This window comes from Paracoccus aestuariivivens, from assembly GCF_009711225.1.
GTDB classification, from domain to species: domain Bacteria; phylum Pseudomonadota; class Alphaproteobacteria; order Rhodobacterales; family Rhodobacteraceae; genus Paracoccus; species Paracoccus aestuariivivens.
This window is the reverse complement of record NZ_WMIE01000019.1, coordinates 1-18,546: the sequence shown is the minus strand read 5'-3', so window position 1 is coordinate 18,546 and position 18,546 is coordinate 1. Positions and strand designations below refer to the sequence as shown.

The 18,546-nt window shown below is 61.0% G+C and carries 13 protein-coding genes; 8 read left to right on the top strand and 5 right to left on the bottom strand.

All coding sequences use genetic code 11. The features are described 5' to 3' along the window. The first annotated feature begins 215 nt into the window (after positions 1-215). Positions 216-947, top strand: a complete 732-nt coding sequence (locus tag GL286_RS18455; RefSeq protein WP_155097051.1) for a porin family protein — start codon at positions 216-218, stop codon at positions 945-947. Positions 948-967: 20 nt separating this feature from the next. Here the strand turns inward: GL286_RS18455 and GL286_RS18450 are convergent, their stop codons facing one another. Both GL286_RS18450 and GL286_RS18445 read right to left on the bottom strand, forming a co-directional pair. Continuing rightward, entirely contained in the window at positions 968-1,321 is a 354-nt protein-coding gene (locus GL286_RS18450) for a hypothetical protein (protein ID WP_155097050.1), read from the bottom strand. Positions 1,322-1,426: 105 nt separating this feature from the next. Next, positions 1,427-3,790, bottom strand: coding sequence for an arylsulfatase (locus GL286_RS18445; RefSeq protein WP_211596418.1), 2,364 nt, complete (start codon positions 3,788-3,790; stop codon positions 1,427-1,429). A 162-nt stretch (positions 3,791-3,952) separates the two neighbouring features. Between GL286_RS18445 and GL286_RS18440 the strand changes: the two genes are divergently transcribed. Next, complete coding sequence (locus GL286_RS18440) at positions 3,953-4,699, top strand: alpha/beta hydrolase (RefSeq protein WP_155097048.1); 747 nt, start codon at positions 3,953-3,955, stop codon at positions 4,697-4,699. Beyond that, complete coding sequence (locus GL286_RS18435; protein WP_155097047.1) at positions 4,699-5,994, top strand: glycoside hydrolase family 15 protein; 1,296 nt, start codon at positions 4,699-4,701, stop codon at positions 5,992-5,994. Before GL286_RS18440 ends, GL286_RS18435 begins: the two co-directional genes overlap by 1 nt. On the opposite strand, the gene GL286_RS18430 is transcribed toward GL286_RS18435, so the two are convergent. From GL286_RS18430 to GL286_RS22885, 3 genes are read right to left on the bottom strand one after another with little or no spacing between them, the layout of a single operon-like run. Beyond that, positions 5,888-7,231 (bottom strand): glucoamylase family protein, encoded by a 1,344-nt coding sequence (locus tag GL286_RS18430; protein WP_155097046.1) that lies wholly within the window; start codon positions 7,229-7,231, stop codon positions 5,888-5,890. The genes GL286_RS18435 and GL286_RS18430 overlap by 107 nt on opposite strands. Beyond that, positions 7,219-9,462 carry a glycoside hydrolase family 3 N-terminal domain-containing protein gene (locus tag GL286_RS18425; RefSeq protein ID WP_155097045.1) on the bottom strand — a complete coding sequence of 748 codons (2,244 nt, stop codon included), beginning with the start codon at positions 9,460-9,462 and terminating at the stop codon, positions 7,219-7,221. The genes GL286_RS18430 and GL286_RS18425 overlap by 13 nt, the downstream gene beginning before the upstream one ends. An 18-nt stretch (positions 9,463-9,480) precedes the next feature. Further along, positions 9,481-11,406 carry an ATP-binding cassette domain-containing protein gene (locus tag GL286_RS22885; protein ID WP_170295292.1) on the bottom strand — a complete coding sequence of 642 codons (1,926 nt, stop codon included), beginning with the start codon at positions 11,404-11,406 and terminating at the stop codon, positions 9,481-9,483. 727 nt (positions 11,407-12,133) lie between these two features. On the opposite strand from GL286_RS22885, the gene GL286_RS18415 reads away from it, so the two are divergent. From GL286_RS18415 to GL286_RS18395, 5 genes are all read left to right on the top strand, one after another. Then, positions 12,134-13,135 carry an iron-siderophore ABC transporter substrate-binding protein gene (locus GL286_RS18415; protein ID WP_155097043.1) on the top strand — a complete coding sequence of 334 codons (1,002 nt, stop codon included), beginning with the start codon at positions 12,134-12,136 and terminating at the stop codon, positions 13,133-13,135. Next, complete coding sequence (locus GL286_RS18410; RefSeq protein ID WP_155097042.1) at positions 13,132-14,172, top strand: FecCD family ABC transporter permease; 1,041 nt, start codon at positions 13,132-13,134, stop codon at positions 14,170-14,172. The genes GL286_RS18415 and GL286_RS18410 overlap by 4 nt, the downstream gene beginning before the upstream one ends. Further along, entirely contained in the window at positions 14,169-15,206 is a 1,038-nt protein-coding gene (locus GL286_RS18405; protein WP_155097041.1) for a FecCD family ABC transporter permease, read from the top strand. Before GL286_RS18410 ends, GL286_RS18405 begins: the two co-directional genes overlap by 4 nt. Continuing rightward, entirely contained in the window at positions 15,203-16,009 is an 807-nt protein-coding gene (locus tag GL286_RS18400) for an ABC transporter ATP-binding protein (protein ID WP_155097040.1), read from the top strand. The genes GL286_RS18405 and GL286_RS18400 overlap by 4 nt, the downstream gene beginning before the upstream one ends. Positions 16,010-16,173: 164 nt before the next feature. Further along, positions 16,174-18,363: a TonB-dependent siderophore receptor gene (locus tag GL286_RS18395; RefSeq protein ID WP_155097039.1), complete on the top strand. Its 2,190-nt coding sequence runs from the start codon at positions 16,174-16,176 to the stop codon at positions 18,361-18,363. The last annotated feature ends 183 nt before the right edge of the window (positions 18,364-18,546 follow it).

Sequence of the window (18,546 nt, the reverse complement as noted above, 5' to 3'; positions counted from 1 at the left end):
GTCGCGGCGGGGGCGAGGTGATGGCAGGCGTCTATCGGGTGTTGCCGGATCGGGACGTATTGCGCCACTTTTCGTTTTGATCAGCGAAATTTTTCGGTCCACGAGACCGCCCCGTCCCCGAGCCAACGAAAATTCGCAGGATCGACCCACGTGAAGTTTCCGCAAACGCGCGGGAAATGTTATGATGTCGCCATCTTCGAACAGGAGAAGCGCGAATGCGGTCACTGGTAGTGCTTTTGGCTCTCCTGCCGCTATCCGTCCACGCGCAAGAGGGCGAGTGGACCTATTCGGCGAATATCTACGCCTGGATCCCCGGATTGGACGCGAGCGTCCAGACGCCGCTAGGCGAGTTGAATAGCCGTTCCAGTGGCGGGAATGTTCTCGACAATCTCGACATGGCGTTCATGGGCACGTTCGAGGCGCGCCGCGACAAATGGGGCCTCCTGTTCGATGGCGTTTATGCCAAGCTTTCGACCAGCAAGGACACACCCTTTGGTCTGGCATTTTCGCAAGGCGAGATAGCAACCGAACTGTCGGCGGTTTCGGGATACGCGCTTTATCGCAGCTATGACACGGAAAGACTGACAGCGGATATCGGGCTTGGTCTGCGGGCCTTCGATGTGGATCTGGATATCGGTCTGGATGCTGGCCAGATTGGCGGTGACCGCGCATTCGGTGGTAGCAAAAGCTGGGTCGTTCCGCTTGTCGCGGGACGCTTTACTGCCCCGATCAGCGAGAAATGGTTCGCCACCGCCTATTTCGACTATGGCCAGACTTCGGGCGACGACACCACATGGCAGGGTGTGGCGACTATTGGCTACCGCTTCAACGAACGCTGGGCCGTGCAAGGCGGATACCGCCACATGGAGCTTGAGCAAGAGATCGGCGGGCTCGATTCCGATATTTCACTGAGTGGTCCGGTTATCGGACTGAATTTCCGGTTCTGACGGGAAATGGCGCTACGCCTTTAACGACGGAACCAAAGCAGCGCGGCGCTGATGGTCAGATGTGCCACAATGACCGGCCAGATCGCGACGCCGGTCGCCACGCCGGAAATCGCCAGATAGGCGAGGTAAACCGCCACGGCGAAGCCATAGATGATCATTCCGGCGCGTGGCGATCCGGGCCAGCACGCGATGCCGAGGCCGACCAATGCGATTCCGGCGATACGGGCGAACCCTACGGCGACCCCAAAAATTTCCACGCCCAGCAGCAATTCGGCAAGGGGGCTTGGCCGGACCACAAGGGCAAGACCCGTCGCGATCTCGGCGATTGCGGAAATAACAAGAGTGACCGAAGCAACAGAGTTGGAGCCGTTCATTTCAGCATGGACCCCTGCAATGAAAGCTCCTGAAGTGGCGGTCGCTGCAGATAATCCGGTCTCGGGCCCCTGCGGAGAGGCCCGATCCCTTGTCACGCAACCGTGCTATTTCAGCGCGACGGTCACGTCCTCGATCTGGCCGGTAAAGGTGAACGGAAGCTGATAGTTGAAGTCCACCGCCGAGCCAACATCCATGCCGATATCCAGCCCTTCGCCAAGCGCCATCTGGATCGGGATGGTCTTTTCGATCTCGCCCTTGGCAACCTCGGTTCCGTTGACCTTCATGGTGACGGTGGCGCCTTTTCCCATCTCTCCTGCCGCGCCGTGATAGGCGAAATCGAGTTCCAGCTTGACCTTGCCCGCCGGTAAAGGATCGGTGGCGGTGATCGTCGGGCGGTCGAGCGAAAGGTAGTTATAGACGAAACTCGGTTTACCGTCCTTGAGGTAAAGCCCGTAGCCGCCGACCAAGCCGCCCTGTGTTACGATCATTCCGTTGGCGTTTTCAGCCGGAACATCGACATTCGCGGTAATTGTCCACGACTTGTTCAGAACGCGCGGAGACGCATCCGCCGCGAGCCCCACCTGTCCGGGATAATAGGTGAAGCTTTTGGCATCGCCGGACAAGACCGGCCGCCCCATCGCTTCGGCATTGAGGCGCTCGACCGCTCGACCGTCCAACGGCAGAACGTCGTAGCGCGCGGCCTCGGCCCACCACAGATCCTGCAACTGGCGCAGTTTCTCGGGGTTCTCGGTGGCGAGGTCATGGGCCTGGCTGAAGTCCTGAGCGACGTTGTAAAGCTCCCATTTTTGCTTGTCGGGATCATAGGCCTCGCGGACCGAAACCCAAGGCGCCGAAGCCGGAGCCGAGGCCATCCAGCCGTCCTGATACATGCCGCGATTGCCCAGCAGTTCGAAATACTGCTTGGTGCGATGCTCGGGCGCGTTCCCGTCCAGAAGCGTGTCCGCAAAGCTGATGCCCTCGATCGGCTTCTGGGCGATGCCATTCAATGTTTCGGGCGGGGTGATGCCGATGACCCGATAAAGCGTCGGAACGATGTCGATCGTATGGGTGAATTGCGAGCGGACCCCACCGGCGTCGGTGATCTTGCCGGGCCACGAGATGATCATCGGGTTGCGCGTGCCGCCGAAATGGCTTGCGACCTGCTTGGTCCATTGGAACGGCGTGTCCATCGCATGCGCCCAGGCCGAGGGGAAGTGGTTGAAATGTTTCGGTCCTCCAAGCTCGTCGATGACCTTGATGTTGTCCTGCCATGTCTCGGGGAAGCCGTTGAAGAACAGGTTCTCGTTGACCGAGCCTTCAAGCCCGCCCTCGGCGCTGGAGCCGTTGTCGCCCGCGATATAGATGAAGATGGTGTTCTCGGCCCCCGGAAGCGATTTCACCGCCTCGATCACGCGGCCCATTTCGTGATCGGCATTCGCGCCGTAACCGGCAAAGACCTCCATCATGCGGGAATAAAGCCGTTTCTGGTTGTCGTTCAACGATGCCCATTCCGGCAGCCCCGCCGAGCGCACGGTCAGGTCGGTATTCTCGGGTACGACGCCCAGTTCCTTTTGCCGCGCAAGGGTATGCTCGCGATAGGCGTCCCAGCCCTCGTCGAACTTGCCCTTGAAGGGTTCGGTCCATTGCTCGGGAACCTGATGCGGCGAATGGGTCGCGCCGGTTGCGACATAAAGGAAGAAGGGCCGCGTGGGCGCGATGGTCTTGACCTTCCGCACCCATGAAATCGCGTGATCGGCCAGATCGGTCGTCAGGAAATAGTCGGGATCAGCCGAGGCCGGAACAAGGTTACGGTTCTCGTAAAGGATCGGGTTCCAGTGGTTCATGTCTCCGGCGTTGAAGCCGTAGAAATAGTCGAAACCAAGGCTATTGACCCAGCGGTCAAAGGGACCGGCGGCGCTCCCTTCCCATGCCGGAGTGTTGTGGTTCTTGCCGATCCATGCGGTCATGTAACCGTTCTGGCGCAGCACCTCGCCGATGGTTCCGGCGCTTTTCGGGATGATCGAAGTATAGCCGTCATAACCGGTCGCGGCCTCTCCGATCACGCCCGAAGCGACGGAATGGTGGTTGCGACCGGTGATCAGCGCGGCCCGCGTCGGCGAACAAAGCGCCGTGGTGTGGAAGCGGGTGAAGCGCAGCCCCTCGGCCGCCAAGGCATCCATCGTGGGCGAGGTGATCCCGCCTCCAAAGGTCGAGAACTGTCCGTAACCCGCATCGTCCAGCAGGATCAGCACGACGTTCGGCGCACCGTCAGGGGCCTGCACCGGCTGCGGGAATTGCGCCGGATCGCTGTCCGCGATGCTGCGACCGATGTTTCCCTCGAAGCGGAAATCGGGTCGCGGCAGGACGGAGGGGGTCGAGGGGTCGGGCCAAGGCTTCGCTTCTTGTGCTGCGAGTGGCGGCGAAATCGCAATGGCAGAGACGATAGCGGCAATCTGCAAGGAACGCATGGTCAGCCTCATACTTTGATGAATCAAAGAAAATTCTGGCTTGGTGCGGTGTGTGCCGCCTTAACTTTAGCGAAACGTGGGGATTCGGACAAGAAACGTGGTTTATCCTGCCCGTGCGGGCGGGTCTTGGCGCAGGACACGGGCCGATATAGAATCCGTAAGATGAGCAATTCTCATCCCAACTGGACCGCTACTGCCCAGCGTATCGAAATATCGACGCGCTTCGGTGCTTTGCCATTGGTCATCGCCGCGCGTTCAGGCGATCCGGTCGGAACCGTTCTGTTGGTTCATGGCAGGAACGGCGCCCCTGATCAGGCCCAGATTGCCGAGATTGCCGAGGCATATCTGGCGCGGGGCTGGCGGGTCGTGGCCCCCGAACTGCCTTATTCCGCTGCCTTGCCTGAGTCCGGCCCTGCGGATCGCGTGACCTTTTCCGGTCATATCGATGCGGCCCGTGCCGCTTGGGACTGGATCGCACGCGAATGGCCGCATGGCTCGCGTGCGCTTGCGGGCCATAGTCTGGGGGGGTACGCGGTCGCGCAACTGGGGGCCGGGGCCGATGCTCATCATGTTCTGGCCATGTCTCCGGTTCTGTCGGGGCGGGCGCTTCTGTTGGCGCGCGAGGCAATGGGGCAGGGCGCGATAGACGAGGTCCGCCGCGAGGCCCCTGCCTATTTCGCCGAGATGCAGGTTGCGGATGCCGCGCCCGCCCTGCACCGGATGACAGCGCCGCTGGCCGTCGTGACCGGAGGGGCGGACGGGCTGATCCCGCTCAAAGATGCGCACAGCTATTTCGACGCGGCACCGAATGCGAGGTTCTTCGCGGCACTTCCCGACGAACACCATTGCCCTGCGGGCGAGGCCTGCGCCCGCGTGCTGTCACTCGCCTTGTCGATGCTGGAGGCCTAGTGAACTTCCCCGATCCGCTTTGGATTGCGGCGCAGCGCTTTGCCTCGGCGCGCGCGATGCGGAATGCCTGTTCAGCGACGCATTTGACCCGCCATCGCGCCGGTTTCGGCTGGACTGTCCGGCCCGCTGCCGGCTCTGTCCTTGCTTCGCCCCGTATTACGCACTGGGACCCCGAGCCGGATTATTTCCATCACTGGGTCCGCGATTCCGCCATTGTGCTGCGCGCAGTGCCGTGCGCTATCGCGGCTGATCCCGACTCCCGCCCGTTCTGGCTGCGCTTCATCGCAGATTTCATCGGTTTCTCGCTGTTCATCTCTGACCCGAAACGCTTCGGCCCCGCGACCAATCCGTTGCGGGGCTCGACTATGCCAAGCCATTTGGAATACCTGCGCCCTGATGCCGAGCTGGCGGCCTTGCAGGGCGATGCGTGGATGGAAGAGCCGCGTTTCGCGGTGGATGGCTTACCGGATCCTGAGCAATGGAACAGGCCACAGGATGACGGCCCCGCATTGAGGGCGACGGCGCTCATGTCCGTTCTGGACGATCTGCCCGATGCCGATTTTCCGGATGCACGGGGTCTGATCGCCCGTGACCTCGCGCGGGTTATGCAGACGGCTGGTCGTTTAAGCATCGGTCCGTGGGAGGAGGCCCCAAAGCGGCGCACGACATTTACGCTGATCGTCCAATGGGATGCGCTGGATCGGGGTAGCGTCTGGTTCGGCCGCCCCGATCCGGCGATGCGGCAGGCGGCGGGCCGTCTGGAAGGCCTGATAAAGCAGGCGCTGGACAGGCCGAGCGGTGGTTGGCGGGAAAGCGTTGAGGCGACCGAGGGCAGGCTGGACAGCGCGACCTGCCTTGCCATTCTACACGCCCGCCGTACCGATGGCCCCTTCGCCGTGTCAGATCCACGAACCCGCGCGACGGCAGCGGCGCTGGAACGCGTATTCGCGCGGCTTTACCCGATCAATCAAGGGCGCGAGGTTCCTGCAATCGGGCGTTGGCCCGAAGACAAATACTTCAACGGCAATCCATGGTATCCGACGACGCTGGGTTTTGCCGAGTTGCATTACCGGATCGCCGCCCAGACCAATGATCGCGCTGCCTTTGAAAAGGCCGAAGCGTGGCTGGCGCTGATCCAGCAAGTTGCGCCCGAACCCGCCGGTGCTTTGCCCGAACAGTTCGACCGCGTTACAGGGGCAGGGGTCTCATCGCTTGATCTGACATGGTCGGCGGCGGCATTTCTAGAGGCTGCTGCGGCTCGGGACAAGGCGGTTCGGGCGCTGTTCCAGTCGTGAGATAGGGCGCGGTAAAACCAAGCGCCCCAAGGCCGCGGCGTATCTCGGGCCGAGCCGAGACAAGCCGCCAGATCAAACCCGAGCGGTAATTTTCTAGCCCGATGACGATGGGGGCCTGATCGACGGCAAGGCGGCTTTCGGCTGTCCAGTCATGACTTGGGCTGAAGGCATCGACGAATCCGGCTTCGCCCCAGATTTGCGCACCCAGATCGTCATGCAGGTGGCGCAGGACCGGCATTGCCTCGTGTGGGGCGAAAGGAAACGAGCCAAGCGCGGCGGTGGGGGTGATGACGCCAGTATCCTCGGTCGGGGAATGCGCGACATATCCGGTCGGGTCGTCGCTAGCCGTCAGACCCCAAAGGGTCGCGCCGTAACCTTTCCAGCCATGCGGATTTTGCAGACAGTGGTAGCGGTTGATCAAAGCATGGATGCGGGCCTGCTCGCCGTAATCGGCATAGGCATCGCGCAGGCCGCGCGGGTCGATGCCGAGAAACGGATACTGCGACAGAAACAGTGGCCCGCCCCAATCCAGTCCCAAGGGCAGGACCATCCCGCCATAGGTTTGCCCGTTCCTGAAGGCCGGTGCCATGGCCCAGCTTTGATGATAGGAGGATGTGGGCAGCGGATGGGAAAGCGAGCCGGTGCCAAGGACGAAAACCGGAAATGCCTCGTTCCAGCCACGAATCGGCAGCGATTTCGGCGTCCATGCCCGATCAGGGTGGCGATGCCACATGACCGCGCCATCCTCGCGCAGATGGGCGGTCCATTCCACCGCGTCAAACAGCGTCTGAATGCGGGTACCCAAGGACGGTTCTTCGCGGAAATAGGCCGCCGCCCCCAGAAGGCCGAGCATCAGAAAGGCCGTCTCGACCAGATCGCCGCCGTCGTCGCCAACCATGAAGGGTAGGACGCGTCCGGTCGTGCCGTTCAGGAAATGCGGATAGACCCCGTGAAACCGGTCGGCGGTCTCCAGAAAACCCAGTATCCGCTCAAGGCGGTCCAGAACCTCGCGGCGTGGTCGCCATCCGCGCTCGACCGCAACGATCTGGGCAAGGAGGCCGAAGCCGGTTCCTCCGGTGCAGACGGTCTCGGCGACGTCATAGCCGAAATCGCCTGCGCTGCGCTCACGGGCCATGCCGCTGACGGGGTGGCTCCAATCAAGGAAATACAGCGCGGTGGCCTGTGCCACGCGGTCGCGCAGTGCCGCATCGTCCAGGCCCCTGATTACGTTAGCCATGTCAGTTCCACCATCTGGGTATCGCGGCTGTTCGGGCCGACATGCAGTTGGATCCCTCCCGGATCGCGAACCCATTCAGCGCTTTCAAGCGAAGGGGCGAGCGGGTAGCTGAACTGATCGGCAGTGATCTGGAATGTGACCAGACGACGTTGGCCGGGATTAAGTGGAACCTGTTTGAAGTCGATCAGCTTTCGCCTTGGTCGCGTGACGCGGGCGACCGGATCGCTGGCGTAAAGCTGCACGGTTTCTACTGTCGGGCGAGGGCCGGTATTCTTGACGCCGATCCGCAGAGTGACGGCTTGATCCGCCGTCGCCGTCTTGCGCGACAGGCGGGGCGGGGCATAGTCGATCCGGCTAAAGCCAAGACCGAAGCCGAACGGGAATGAAGGCGCATCGTCGGGCAGGTCCAGCCAGCCGGTCAGGAATTTGGTGAAGTGGTCTCTTGCCGGACGTCCGGTCGGGTCGCAGGCATAGGTCAGGGGCACCTCGGCCGTATGGCGTGGCAGCGACACGGCAAGGCGAGCCGTCGGCTCGGTTGCGCCGAAGATCAGATCCGCGACGCCTTCGGGGCCAGCGACACCGCCGTGCCACGCGTAAAGCAGGGCGTCGGCCTGCGCGGCAATCCCGCCAATGGCAAGCGGGCGTCCGGCAAAGACCACCACCAGCAAGGGCTTGCCTGTGCTTGCCAGCGCCGCAATCAGGCGGCGTTGCGAGGCTGGCAGATCGGGCGACAGGCGCGACGAGGACTCGCCCGCATGCTCCTTGGCCTCGCCAACAGCCGCGATGATCACATCCGATGTGGCTGCCAGTGCCACCGCCTCGGCCAGAAGTTCCGCCTCGCTGCGCGGATCGCGGGTCACGGTCACGCCATGGACATTCAGGCGTTGCTCCAGCCAAGGCTCGTCAACGATATTGGCGCCCCAAGCTGTTTCTGGGACGTTTCCGGTCAAGGTTGCGATGGCTTCGTTCAGGGGGATGACGTCCTCGGCACGTCCCGATACGGCCCATGTTCCCAGCATATTCGCCCGATCCGCCGCGAAGGGGCCGATCAGGGCGACCTTGGTATCGGACGCTAAAGGCAGCAGTCCGCTATTCTTCAGCAAAACTGCTGAACGGGTTGCCGCTTGCCGCGCAAGTTTGCGCCCTTTGGCGCGCGAGGGCGCTTTCGGTTTGCCGCCCAGCCCGCGAAAGGGATCGTCGAGAAGGCCTAATCGAGATTTGAAGGTCAGGACACGCCGACAGGCGCGCGTCACAAGATCTGCGATCTGGTCTGCGGAAAGCGAAAAACCGGCGTCCGAAGCGTGCAACCCGTCGCGCAAAAGGGATGGCAATTCGCGCAGGTAGTCTTCACCGACCATATCCATATCGACGCCCGCATGTAGCGCGCGCGCAACGGACACGGCGGGTTGGCCCAGCCCATGCGCCGCCAGTTCCTTCACGCCGGTGTAATCCGAAACAACGAGGCCGTTGAAACCATGCCGCCCCCGCAACCAGCCTTCGATCAGTGGGCCATTCGCGTGCATCGGCAGTTTGTTCACCGCGTTGAAGGCTACCATGATGCTGGCCGCCCCCGCATCTATCCCTGCGAGGAAGGGCGGCAGGTAGGTCTCGATCAGATCCTCCCATGCGAGGCTGACATTGTCATAATCGCGACCGGATTGTGGTGCGCCGTAAGCCACGAAATGCTTCAGGCAAGCGGCCACCCGACCTTCAGAGCCCAAGCCAAAGCCTTGCAAGCCGCGCGTTGCGGCAACCGCGATACGCGAAGCCAGCAGGGCATCTTCCCCGGGGCCCTCGGCCACACGGCCCCAGCGGGGATCGCGGCTGATATCAAGCATGGGGCCGTAAACCTGATGCAACCCTTCGGCGGCGGCCTCGGCGGCGGCATATGCGGAGGTTTTCTCGATCAGCTGCATATCCCAGCTGCAGGCCATCGCGATGTTCAGCGGGAAAACCGTCCGGTGCCCGTGGATCACATCCTCGGCGAAGAACAGCGGAATCCCCAGCCGCGATCCGGCCAATGCGCGTTCCTGCATGGCACGCGCCGAGGCAAGGGATTTGGTGCCGAAAATTGCGCCGACCTGCCCTGCGTCCAGACGTTTCGAAAGCGAGGTCGGCTGGTGTGCCCCGGTGACAAGACCTTCGCCTGCGGGCAACAGGTTCAGCTGTCCGATCTTTTCGTCCAGAGACATCTGCGAGATCAGGCATTCGACTTGGTCGTGGATCTTCATGTCCTCTCCGTTGCCTTTTTATTCTGCTGCGTGACGGGCGGCTTCGTAGACGCCGATCAGGGTCGGGCGAAGCGTGCCGATACCGTCTTTGATTTCCAGTTCCGCCGTATAGAAAGGCGCGCCGTCCGGAGCATAGGGCGCCGTTTCCCCATGCAGGACCGCAAGAACCGCTGTATCTGGAAGCGCTCGGCATAGCGTCAGATGGAAATCCACAACCCCTTCGACGTCGAGTGCGGATGTGGCCTCATCAAGCAACAGCAGATCCGGTTTGGACAGCAGGATGCGGGCCAGAACCAGACGCTGTTTCTGACCGCCGGAAAATACATTCCGCCAGTTCCTGCCCAGATGCAGGGCGTCATCAAGGCAGTGGATGAATTCTCCTAGCCCGACACGCGACAGGGTTGCTGCGACGGCGATGTCCGAATGCTGCTCGGGGGCGTCGGGATAGGTCACCAGCGCTTTCAGCGCCAGGCGGTCGGGAATGTCGGGGTCCTGACCGGCAAAGAACAGGCGCGCGCCCTGATGGATCGAGACCCGACCCTGACCATAGGGCCAGATCCCCGCAACCGCCTTGAGAAGACTGCTTTTGCCGCAGCCGTTCCGGCCCGTCAGGAAGACGCGGTCGCCGGGATAAAGCTGAAGTCCCGGCAGGGTCAGGAAGGCAGGGGTATCATGGCCGCGATGGTGCAGTTTCAGGTCGCGCATGGCCAGAATAGGGCCGGACTGGTGGCGGATATGCTCGAAGCGGCTGATACCGGTTTCGCCGTAGAATTTCTGGCGATCCTGCACACGGTCAATCGCGGCGGCCAGTTCGTTCAGACGTGTCGCATGGGCCTTGAGCGTGGCGATTGCGGGCATGACATTGATGAACCAGGACAGCTCTCCGATCAGTTCGGCCGTCAATTCGCTGCTGGCGACGAAATTGCGGAAGCTGAGATTGCCCGCCATATAGGACGGCAGCGCGGGCAGATAGGACAGCAGGCGGGCCGAGAGAAAGCTGTACAGGCTGTTGAACAGCAGCATCGCCGCCTCAAGCCAGTTCTGCTTGCCCCATGTCCGGTCCAGTTCGGTGTAAAGCTGTTTGTTGATCCGGCTTTGGGCCTGTTCGCCACGGGTCGCGGCCATCTGGTCGACGCGGTTCAGCGTGACGCCCCACTCGCCCCGCCACGCCCCGTTCCTGCGTTGCCGCTGGATGCTGAGGCGTTCGATCACATGGCCTAGTTTCCATGCGATGAAGGTGATTGCGGGGACATAGACCGCCACGAGCAACAGGCACAGAAGCGCCGAACCATACTCTCCCGGGACGAGGTTTACATGGGCTGCGACACTTGGACCGAACCAGTCCGCCAACGCGCCGTTTGCCTGTGTGCCCCAGATGTCAAGAAAGGGAACGGGTTTGCTGCGTTCCAGCAGCGCGGACGAGACAAACCAGACCGCCGCGATCGAGCCCCACAGCCCCATCGCAAGACCGATCAGCCCACCGTAGAGGTTCACCGAACATTCATCCACGCGCTGGTCAAGCGCATCCGGCATTCGCGAGGTTCCACCGCTCTGCGAGCGGTCGCTCATCAGGTCAAGTGCAATGCGCCCGTCGGCAAGGATCGCGTCGTTGAACTGGCCGACGAGCCACCCTCTTGCGCGACGGTGCAACGTCATCGAGGTGAAATGCCGCACCGCCACCCCTGCCGTTCTGGCAAGGAAAATGGCCAGATAGGCCGCGCCCGCAAGAAGGATCGTTTGCGCCGGATCGGGGCCGTTATCCCCAGAGTGGAAATTCGCCAAGGAAGCAAGAAAATCGGCACTGGCAAGCGCGACCCAGACGCTGGCTTTGCTGAGAAGCGTGGTCATCGCAAAGATGATGACAGTCAACAGCCACGCCTCGCGCCAGCGATCCGACAGCCAATAGGCAAACAATAAACCCCAGAACCGACTTAAACGTTTCACCCGCTTCGCCTTTCGGGTGCCGAGAAACGGCCACATCATGCCTCAGCAACACAAAGTCGCTGATGGGCCAAGTCCGGCACATTGTCTGAATTGTTCTGATCGCATTGCACGATTCTTCGGCTTTGCGACCTCCCTGTCAGGAAAGCGTAACAAACCATTCTGTCGGCGGCAAATTGCCGATGCTGGGTCGGTGGTTATATTATTGGGCAGGTTTTGCTCGCAGATGACCTGAATCCCGAGGGTGCGAACGATTTCGCTGGCCTGATGACATGAATCCTGCTTGCCGATGCGACCGATCTGGACGTGCCACTCGCGCGTGACCCCTGCGGGCAGATTGCCGCAAGCGGTTAGCCTGGTTCGAAAAACTCAAGGCCCGATCTGAGGCTTTCCTGCCAGTCCGCCCAGCGAACATCTTACCCCATATGCGACATTGACGATGTCTAGCCGTGACGCCTGCGGATGTGCGGGGGATTGCGCTTGGTCATACCTGCGAGGGTTGCTGTTGCCAATGCGCCCCAGTCTGGCCAGAAAAAATCGCTCGCCACGGTTTGATTAGGGTGCGACAGGATGGCGTAGCGGCGAAAGCGAAGCAGACGAATTTAAGGGCAAACGTCGGGTTCCCGGAGGCGGATCGGCGGTCCGATGAACGGTTTCTGTCAGTACTTTACTTGACCCTGTGCGCAGAAAGTGAAAGGTCGACGTAAATAGTCAATAATGGCGCCGCGTGATGCAACTTTCTTTCAACGGTCGTATTCCGGCCTTTCTTTTTGGTTTGGTCCTTGCGCTGCCGGTGTCCGGTCATGCGCAGACTGGCGAGACACAGTTCCCTCTGACGATCGAGCACGCGTTCGGAACCACCACGATCGAGCAGAAGCCCGAACGCGTCGCGACTGTCGCTTGGGCCAATCACGAGGTTCCGCTGGCGCTTGGCGTCGTTCCGGTCGGTTTTGCCGCAGCGAGTTTTGGCGATGATGACGGCGACGGCGTTTTGCCTTGGGTCAGCGCCAAGTTGAAAGAGTTGGGGGCCGAACCCCCCGTTCTTTTCGATGAAGGGGACGGCATCGACTTCGAGGCGGTGGCGGCCTCGAAGCCAGATGTCATTCTGGCGGCCTATTCCGGCCTCAGCCAGAACGATTATGAAACCCTCAGCATGATTGCACCGGTTGTGGCCTATCCGGAATCGCCTTGGGCGACGGACTGGCGCGAGATGATCCAGTTCAACAGCGTCGGCATGGGCATGAAAGCCGAAGGCGATGCGCTGATTGCCAAAATAGATGCGGAAATTGCCGAGAGCGTTGGCAAACATCCCGAGCTTAAAGACAAATCGGCGATGTTCATTACCCATCTCGATCCGACCGATCTGAGCCTGATCCGGTTTTACACGGCCAACGATACCCGGGTGAAGTTCTTTAAGGATCTGGGGCTCAACTCTCCGAAAAGCGTGATGGACGCCACCAAGCCGGGGCAATACTCTGGCGAGGTCAGCGCCGAGCAGATCGATCAGTTCAACGACGTCGATATTTTCGTGACTTATGGTTCCTCGGAAATGCTCGAACCGCTGAAATCCGACCCGCTGGCATCCCGGATGACCGCGATCTCCAAAGATGCGGTGGTCATGCTGGGCAATAGTCCTGCGGCAACGGCTGCCAATCCGACGCCCTTGGCGATTTCTTGGGTGCTTGACGATTATGTGGGGATGCTGGCCGAGGCGGCGCGCAAATCCGAATGAGCACGGCCACAAATCCAGTCGGAACGCGGCCCACCTCGGGCCGCGTTCAGCTTTTCCGGACAGGCGGTCTGGCCTTGCTTGGCGTCACTCTTCTGGGATTATGCTTCCTGTCGGTCGCGGTCGGCACCCGTTCGGTCGCGTGGAGCGATATCTGGGCCGCACTTTCGGGCCAGACCGAGACCATTGCACAGGCCGCAGTCGCCGTGCGCATTCCGCGCACGATCTTTGCCGCGCTAGTCGGCGCGGCGCTTGGGCTGTCGGGCACGATCATGCAAGGGGTCACGCGCAATCCGTTAGCCGATCCGGGCATCCTTGGGGTGAACACCGGAGCCGCGCTGGCCGTGGTCATCGGGCTCGCATGGTTTGGCATGACGATGGCGCATACATTCGTCTGGACCGCGATCCTGGGTGCGGGCGTGACGGCGGTCTTTGTTTATACGATCGGCTCGCTAGGACGCGGCGGTGCGACCCCGCTGAAACTGGCACTGGCGGGGGCTGCGACCTCGGTCGCGTTTTCCTGTTTTACGATTGCGGTGATCCTGCCGCGAAACGACATCGCGGGCGGGTTCCGGTCATGGCAGATCGGCGGTGTCGGCGGGGCGACCTTTGACGGAATCCGGCTGGTTTTGCCGTTCTTGCTTGCCGGTTTCGTGATCAGCCTGCTTTCGGCGCGCAAGCTGAACTCGTTGGCGCTTGGCGACGATCTGGCGGCCGGTCTGGGCGAGAATGTCGCGCTGGCCCGTGGAATGGCTGCTCTTGGAGCGATCCTGCTATGCGGCGCGGCCACCGCGGCCTGTGGGCCGATCGGCTTTGTCGGGTTGATGGTTCCGCATCTGTGCCGTCTGCTGGTCGGGGTCGATCACCGCTGGTTGTTGCCCTATGCCGCATTCAGCGGAGCGGGGCTGCTGATCCTCGCCGATGTGGTCGGTCGCATCATCGCGCGCCCCAGTGAACTTGCCGTCGGGATCGTCACGGCCTTTATCGGCGCGCCCTTTTTCATCTGGATTGTCCGCCGCCAGCGGGTTCGCGAATTATGACCACCATTTCCTTTGCCTACACCGTAGCCGCAGGGCGGCTGGCCCGCGTTCGCCAGTGGCGCCGTGTGGTCGTGGCCCTAATGCTGCTGGTTCTGGCTGGCTTCGCGCTGACCCTGATGCTGGGGCAGTCCTTTACCCCACCTGACGAAGTGCTGCGCGTTCTGGCGGGCAAGGACGTCCCCGGTGCCAGCTTCACTGTCGGCCAGCTGCGCCTGCCTCGGGCCGTCATGGCGGTGCTGGTCGGGATGTGTTTCGGCATGGGCGGCGTCGCTTTCCAGATCATGCTGCGCAACCCGCTCGCCAGCCCCGATATTATCGGCGTCAGTTCAGGAGCCAGTGCGGCGGCAGTTTTCTGCGTCGTCGTTTTGTCGATGGACGGTGCCGCTGTTGCAGGAATTTCGGTCGTTGCGGGCCTTGCCGTTGCCCTGATCGTTTACGGCTTGTCGTTCCGCAACGGTGTCGCCGGAACCAGACTGATCCTTGTCGGCATCGGCGTCGCCGCCATGATCGACAGCTTCATTGCATTCGTCCTGTCGCGTGCCCCGTCTTGGGACCTGCAAGAGGCATTGCGCTGGATCACCGGCAGCGTGAATGGTGTAAAGCTTGATCAGGCCCTGCCAGTTCTTGTGGCGCTTGCGGTTTTTGGCGGGTTGCTTCTGAGCCGGACCCGCGATCTCGAGGCGTTGCGCATGGGCGACGACACCGCAGCCGCATTGGGCGTGCGGGTCGGGACGACGCGGATCGTCGTGATGTTGGCCTCGGTCGGAATGATTGCGGTTGCGACCGCAGCGACCGGTCCGGTGATGTTCGTGGCTTTCCTGTCCGGACCGATTGCCGCGCGCATTCTGGGCCCCAAGGGCTCGCTTCTGATCCCTTCGGCCCTTGTCGGCGCGGTCCTTGTGTTGGGTGGCGATTATATCGGGCAATTCGTGCTGCCCCATCGCTACCCTGTGGGTGTTGTCACCGGCGCATTGGGCGCACCTTATCTGCTTTATCTGATTATACGCGTTAACCGCGCCGGAGGCTCGCTATGACCCCATCGCATTCGCTTGTGGCCGAGAACCTGTCCGCCGGATATGGCGACAGCGTCATCCTGAATGGATTGGACCTCGAGGTTCCGCCCGGCAAGATCACCGCCATTGTCGGCGCGAATGGCTGCGGCAAGTCTACCTTGTTGCGCACCATGTCACGCTTGCTTCCAGCTACGCAGGGCCGCGTTCTGCTGAACGGAAAGTCTGTCCATCGCAGTCCGACACGCGAACTTGCCCGCAAACTGGGCCTGCTGCCGCAATCACCCATCGCCCCCGAGGGGATCACGGTTGCTGATCTCGTCAGCCGCGGCCGGCATCCGCATCACGGGTTGATGTCGCGCTGGACGAGACATGATGACGAGGCCGTGGCACAGGCGCTGGAGGTGACCAAAACCGCCGATCTGTCGGAACGGGCCGTCGATGAATTGTCAGGGGGACAACGCCAACGGGTCTGGATTGCCATGGCCCTTGCTCAAGAAACCGAACTGCTGCTGCTGGACGAGCCGACGACCTTCCTTGACGTTAGCCATCAGATCGAGGTTCTGGATCTTCTGACCGACCTGAACCATTCGCGCGGTATCACCATCGTGATGGTGCTGCACGACCTGAACCTTGCGGCGCGTTATGCCGATTGTCTTGTCGCTATGGCGAATGGCCGCCTTCATGCCTATGGCAACCCCGAGGATGTGATGACCGAAGCCAATGTCGAAACCGTATTCGGATTGCGCAGCAGGGTTATCCCGGACCCGGTTTCGGGCAAGCCGCTGGTCTTGCCGATTGGTCGGCACCGGTTGTCGGGCCTGTAGTTCCCGACTGCTAGAAAGTCTGGCAGGCGCTGTTGCATTCGCACCACACCTGCCAAAGTTCGATTCAATTTGTCAGATTAACGCGTCGTATCGCTTGATGCCAATTCCAGCGGGCGATAACGCCATTCCCAAATATTATAAAATAACTAAGGAAAGGGACACGGATGGCACATTCCCATCGCTGCGTTCTTCAGCGCTTTTCACGCGGTTGTTTGACGACTGCTCTTCTTGGCTGCACGGCACTGGTGGCTGTTTCGACCGGAGCGCACGCACAAGACGCGGAAAATGCGGCGGAAACAACCGCCATCCGTCTGAACCCTGTGACGCTGCAGGCCCGTGGCAGCGTCGACGATGACGCAAACAGCATTGTCGCTCGCGAACTGTGGGTCGGTGGCAAGGTCGCGACCAGCATTCTTGATACGCCCGCGTCGGTTTCGGTCATTACCGGCAAGGAAATCCAGGATCGTGACGCCGAAACGCTCGAGGAAGTGCTGCAATACTCGGCCGGCATCGTCACCGACTACTATGGCACGGATGACCGTAATGATTATTTCCTTGTGCGCGGCTTCCAAGCGACCACCTATCGCGACGGCCTGACGCTTGGCTCGATGCGCGGTGTGCGCGAAGAGCCCTTCGCCTATGAGCGTGTCGAAGTCATCCGCGGTGGCAACTCGACCTTGTTCGGCGCGGCAGATCCGGGCGGAACCATCAACTTCGTGACGAAAACGCCGAAATTCGAGCGGATCGCCGAAGCCTATCTTTCCTACGGTTCGTTCAATCACGCCGAAGTCGGGGTCGATTACGGTGACGTTCTGAACGCCGACCAGACGATGGCTTACCGATTCACGGCAAAGGTGCAGGACAGCGACCTCGAGTATGACCACTCGAAAGACAACTCGACCTTCCTGATGGGCGGACTCACCTGGCAGCCGACGGATGCGACGACGCTCAGCTTAGTCGTCGACTACCTGAAGCGCGATGGCACGCCGAACAGCGGTGGCTATCCTTTCATCGGCGAGTATGACCGCAGCGATTTCTTCGGCGAACCCGATTTCAACTACCACGATGTCGAGCGTACCAGTGTTACGACCATGCTCTCGCATGATTTCGGTACGGGGCTAAGCTTGCAGGCAAATCTGCGCTACAGTGATCTGACCGACAATTACGGCTATGCCTACATCGAAAACCGCAGCCCGCGCGTCGGCACAACGGTTGAGCGTGGGGCCATGGCTACTGACCGTTCGGCCGAGGAAGTTATCGGCAATGCTATCCTGAAATACGATACGAGCTTTGACAGCGTCGACAGCAGCACGCTTGCAGGTATCGAATTCCGCGATGCTTCGACTAAAGATACCTCCTATTTCGGTGCACTTCCGGCAATCGACACAGTCAACCCGGTTTATGCCGGTCGGCCTAGCGTGTCCGTCACCGGAGAAAGCGAGAACGACTATTCGACCCAGTCGTTGTTCGTGCAGCAAAACCTGGCGTTCGATGATCGCTTCATCGCCACGATCGGCCTACGCCATGACTGGATGGACGTGGCGATCAAGGGCTACGATTGGCAGGGCGCGTTCGACAAGCAGGATGATTTCTCGGAAACTTCGGTTCGCGCGGCGCTGACCTACAAGGTGACCGACGAGATTTCGACCTATCTCAGCTATGTCGAATCCGTCGCTCCGCCCTCGGATGCATCGTCGACCTTCGGTTTCGACCCCGCTCGTGGTGACCAGTACGAACTTGGTGTGAAATACGCACCTGCTGGAATGGATGCCCTATTCTCGGCCGCGATCTACGAACTGAACAAGAAGAACGAGACGCGGACCTACTGGCCGGCAGGCAGCTCGACCTTCGAGCTGACCAATATCGACGCCCGGGTTCGTGGTCTCGATCTGGAGGCCAAGGCCGAGATCGATGAAAACTTCAGCGTGATCGCAGCCTACTCCTATATGGATACCGAGATCCTTCGCGGTCAGGATTACGGCAGCGGTGCGGATCTTGCCGGAAACGAGCTTGGTTCGGTCCCGAACCACACTGCTTCGATCTGGGTCAACTATTCGTTGGCAGGCGAAGGGGCACGCGGAGACATTACCTTGGGACTGGGCGCGCGTTACGTCGGGTCGTATTACTTCTCTGACTCGAATGATGAAGGCACGTACAAGGCCGCGGGCGATAACGGCAAAAGCTCGGCAGCGACCCTACTTGACGCCGCATTTACCTATGAGGTGCAGGATGGCACCGACCTTGCGATCAACGTGAGCAACCTGCTTGACGAACAGCATGTCGTCGGCGGCGCGTCGGCCTATTATTACAACCCCGGCCGCGAGATCCAGGCAACGCTGCGCCATCGCTTCTGATGCAGGCAAAGACAAGCGACCGAGCCTATCGGTCGCTTTGTTGCATCATGTTGCTTTGTTGATTTTCACCGAGAAGTGAGCCATCGCTGACTATGGAATTCGGGTCATGCTTTGGTCAATGTGTGTGTGGTCTCCTTCTTTTTCGTCGCCAATGCAGCTGAGCTGGCCTTAAAGCGGAAGCTG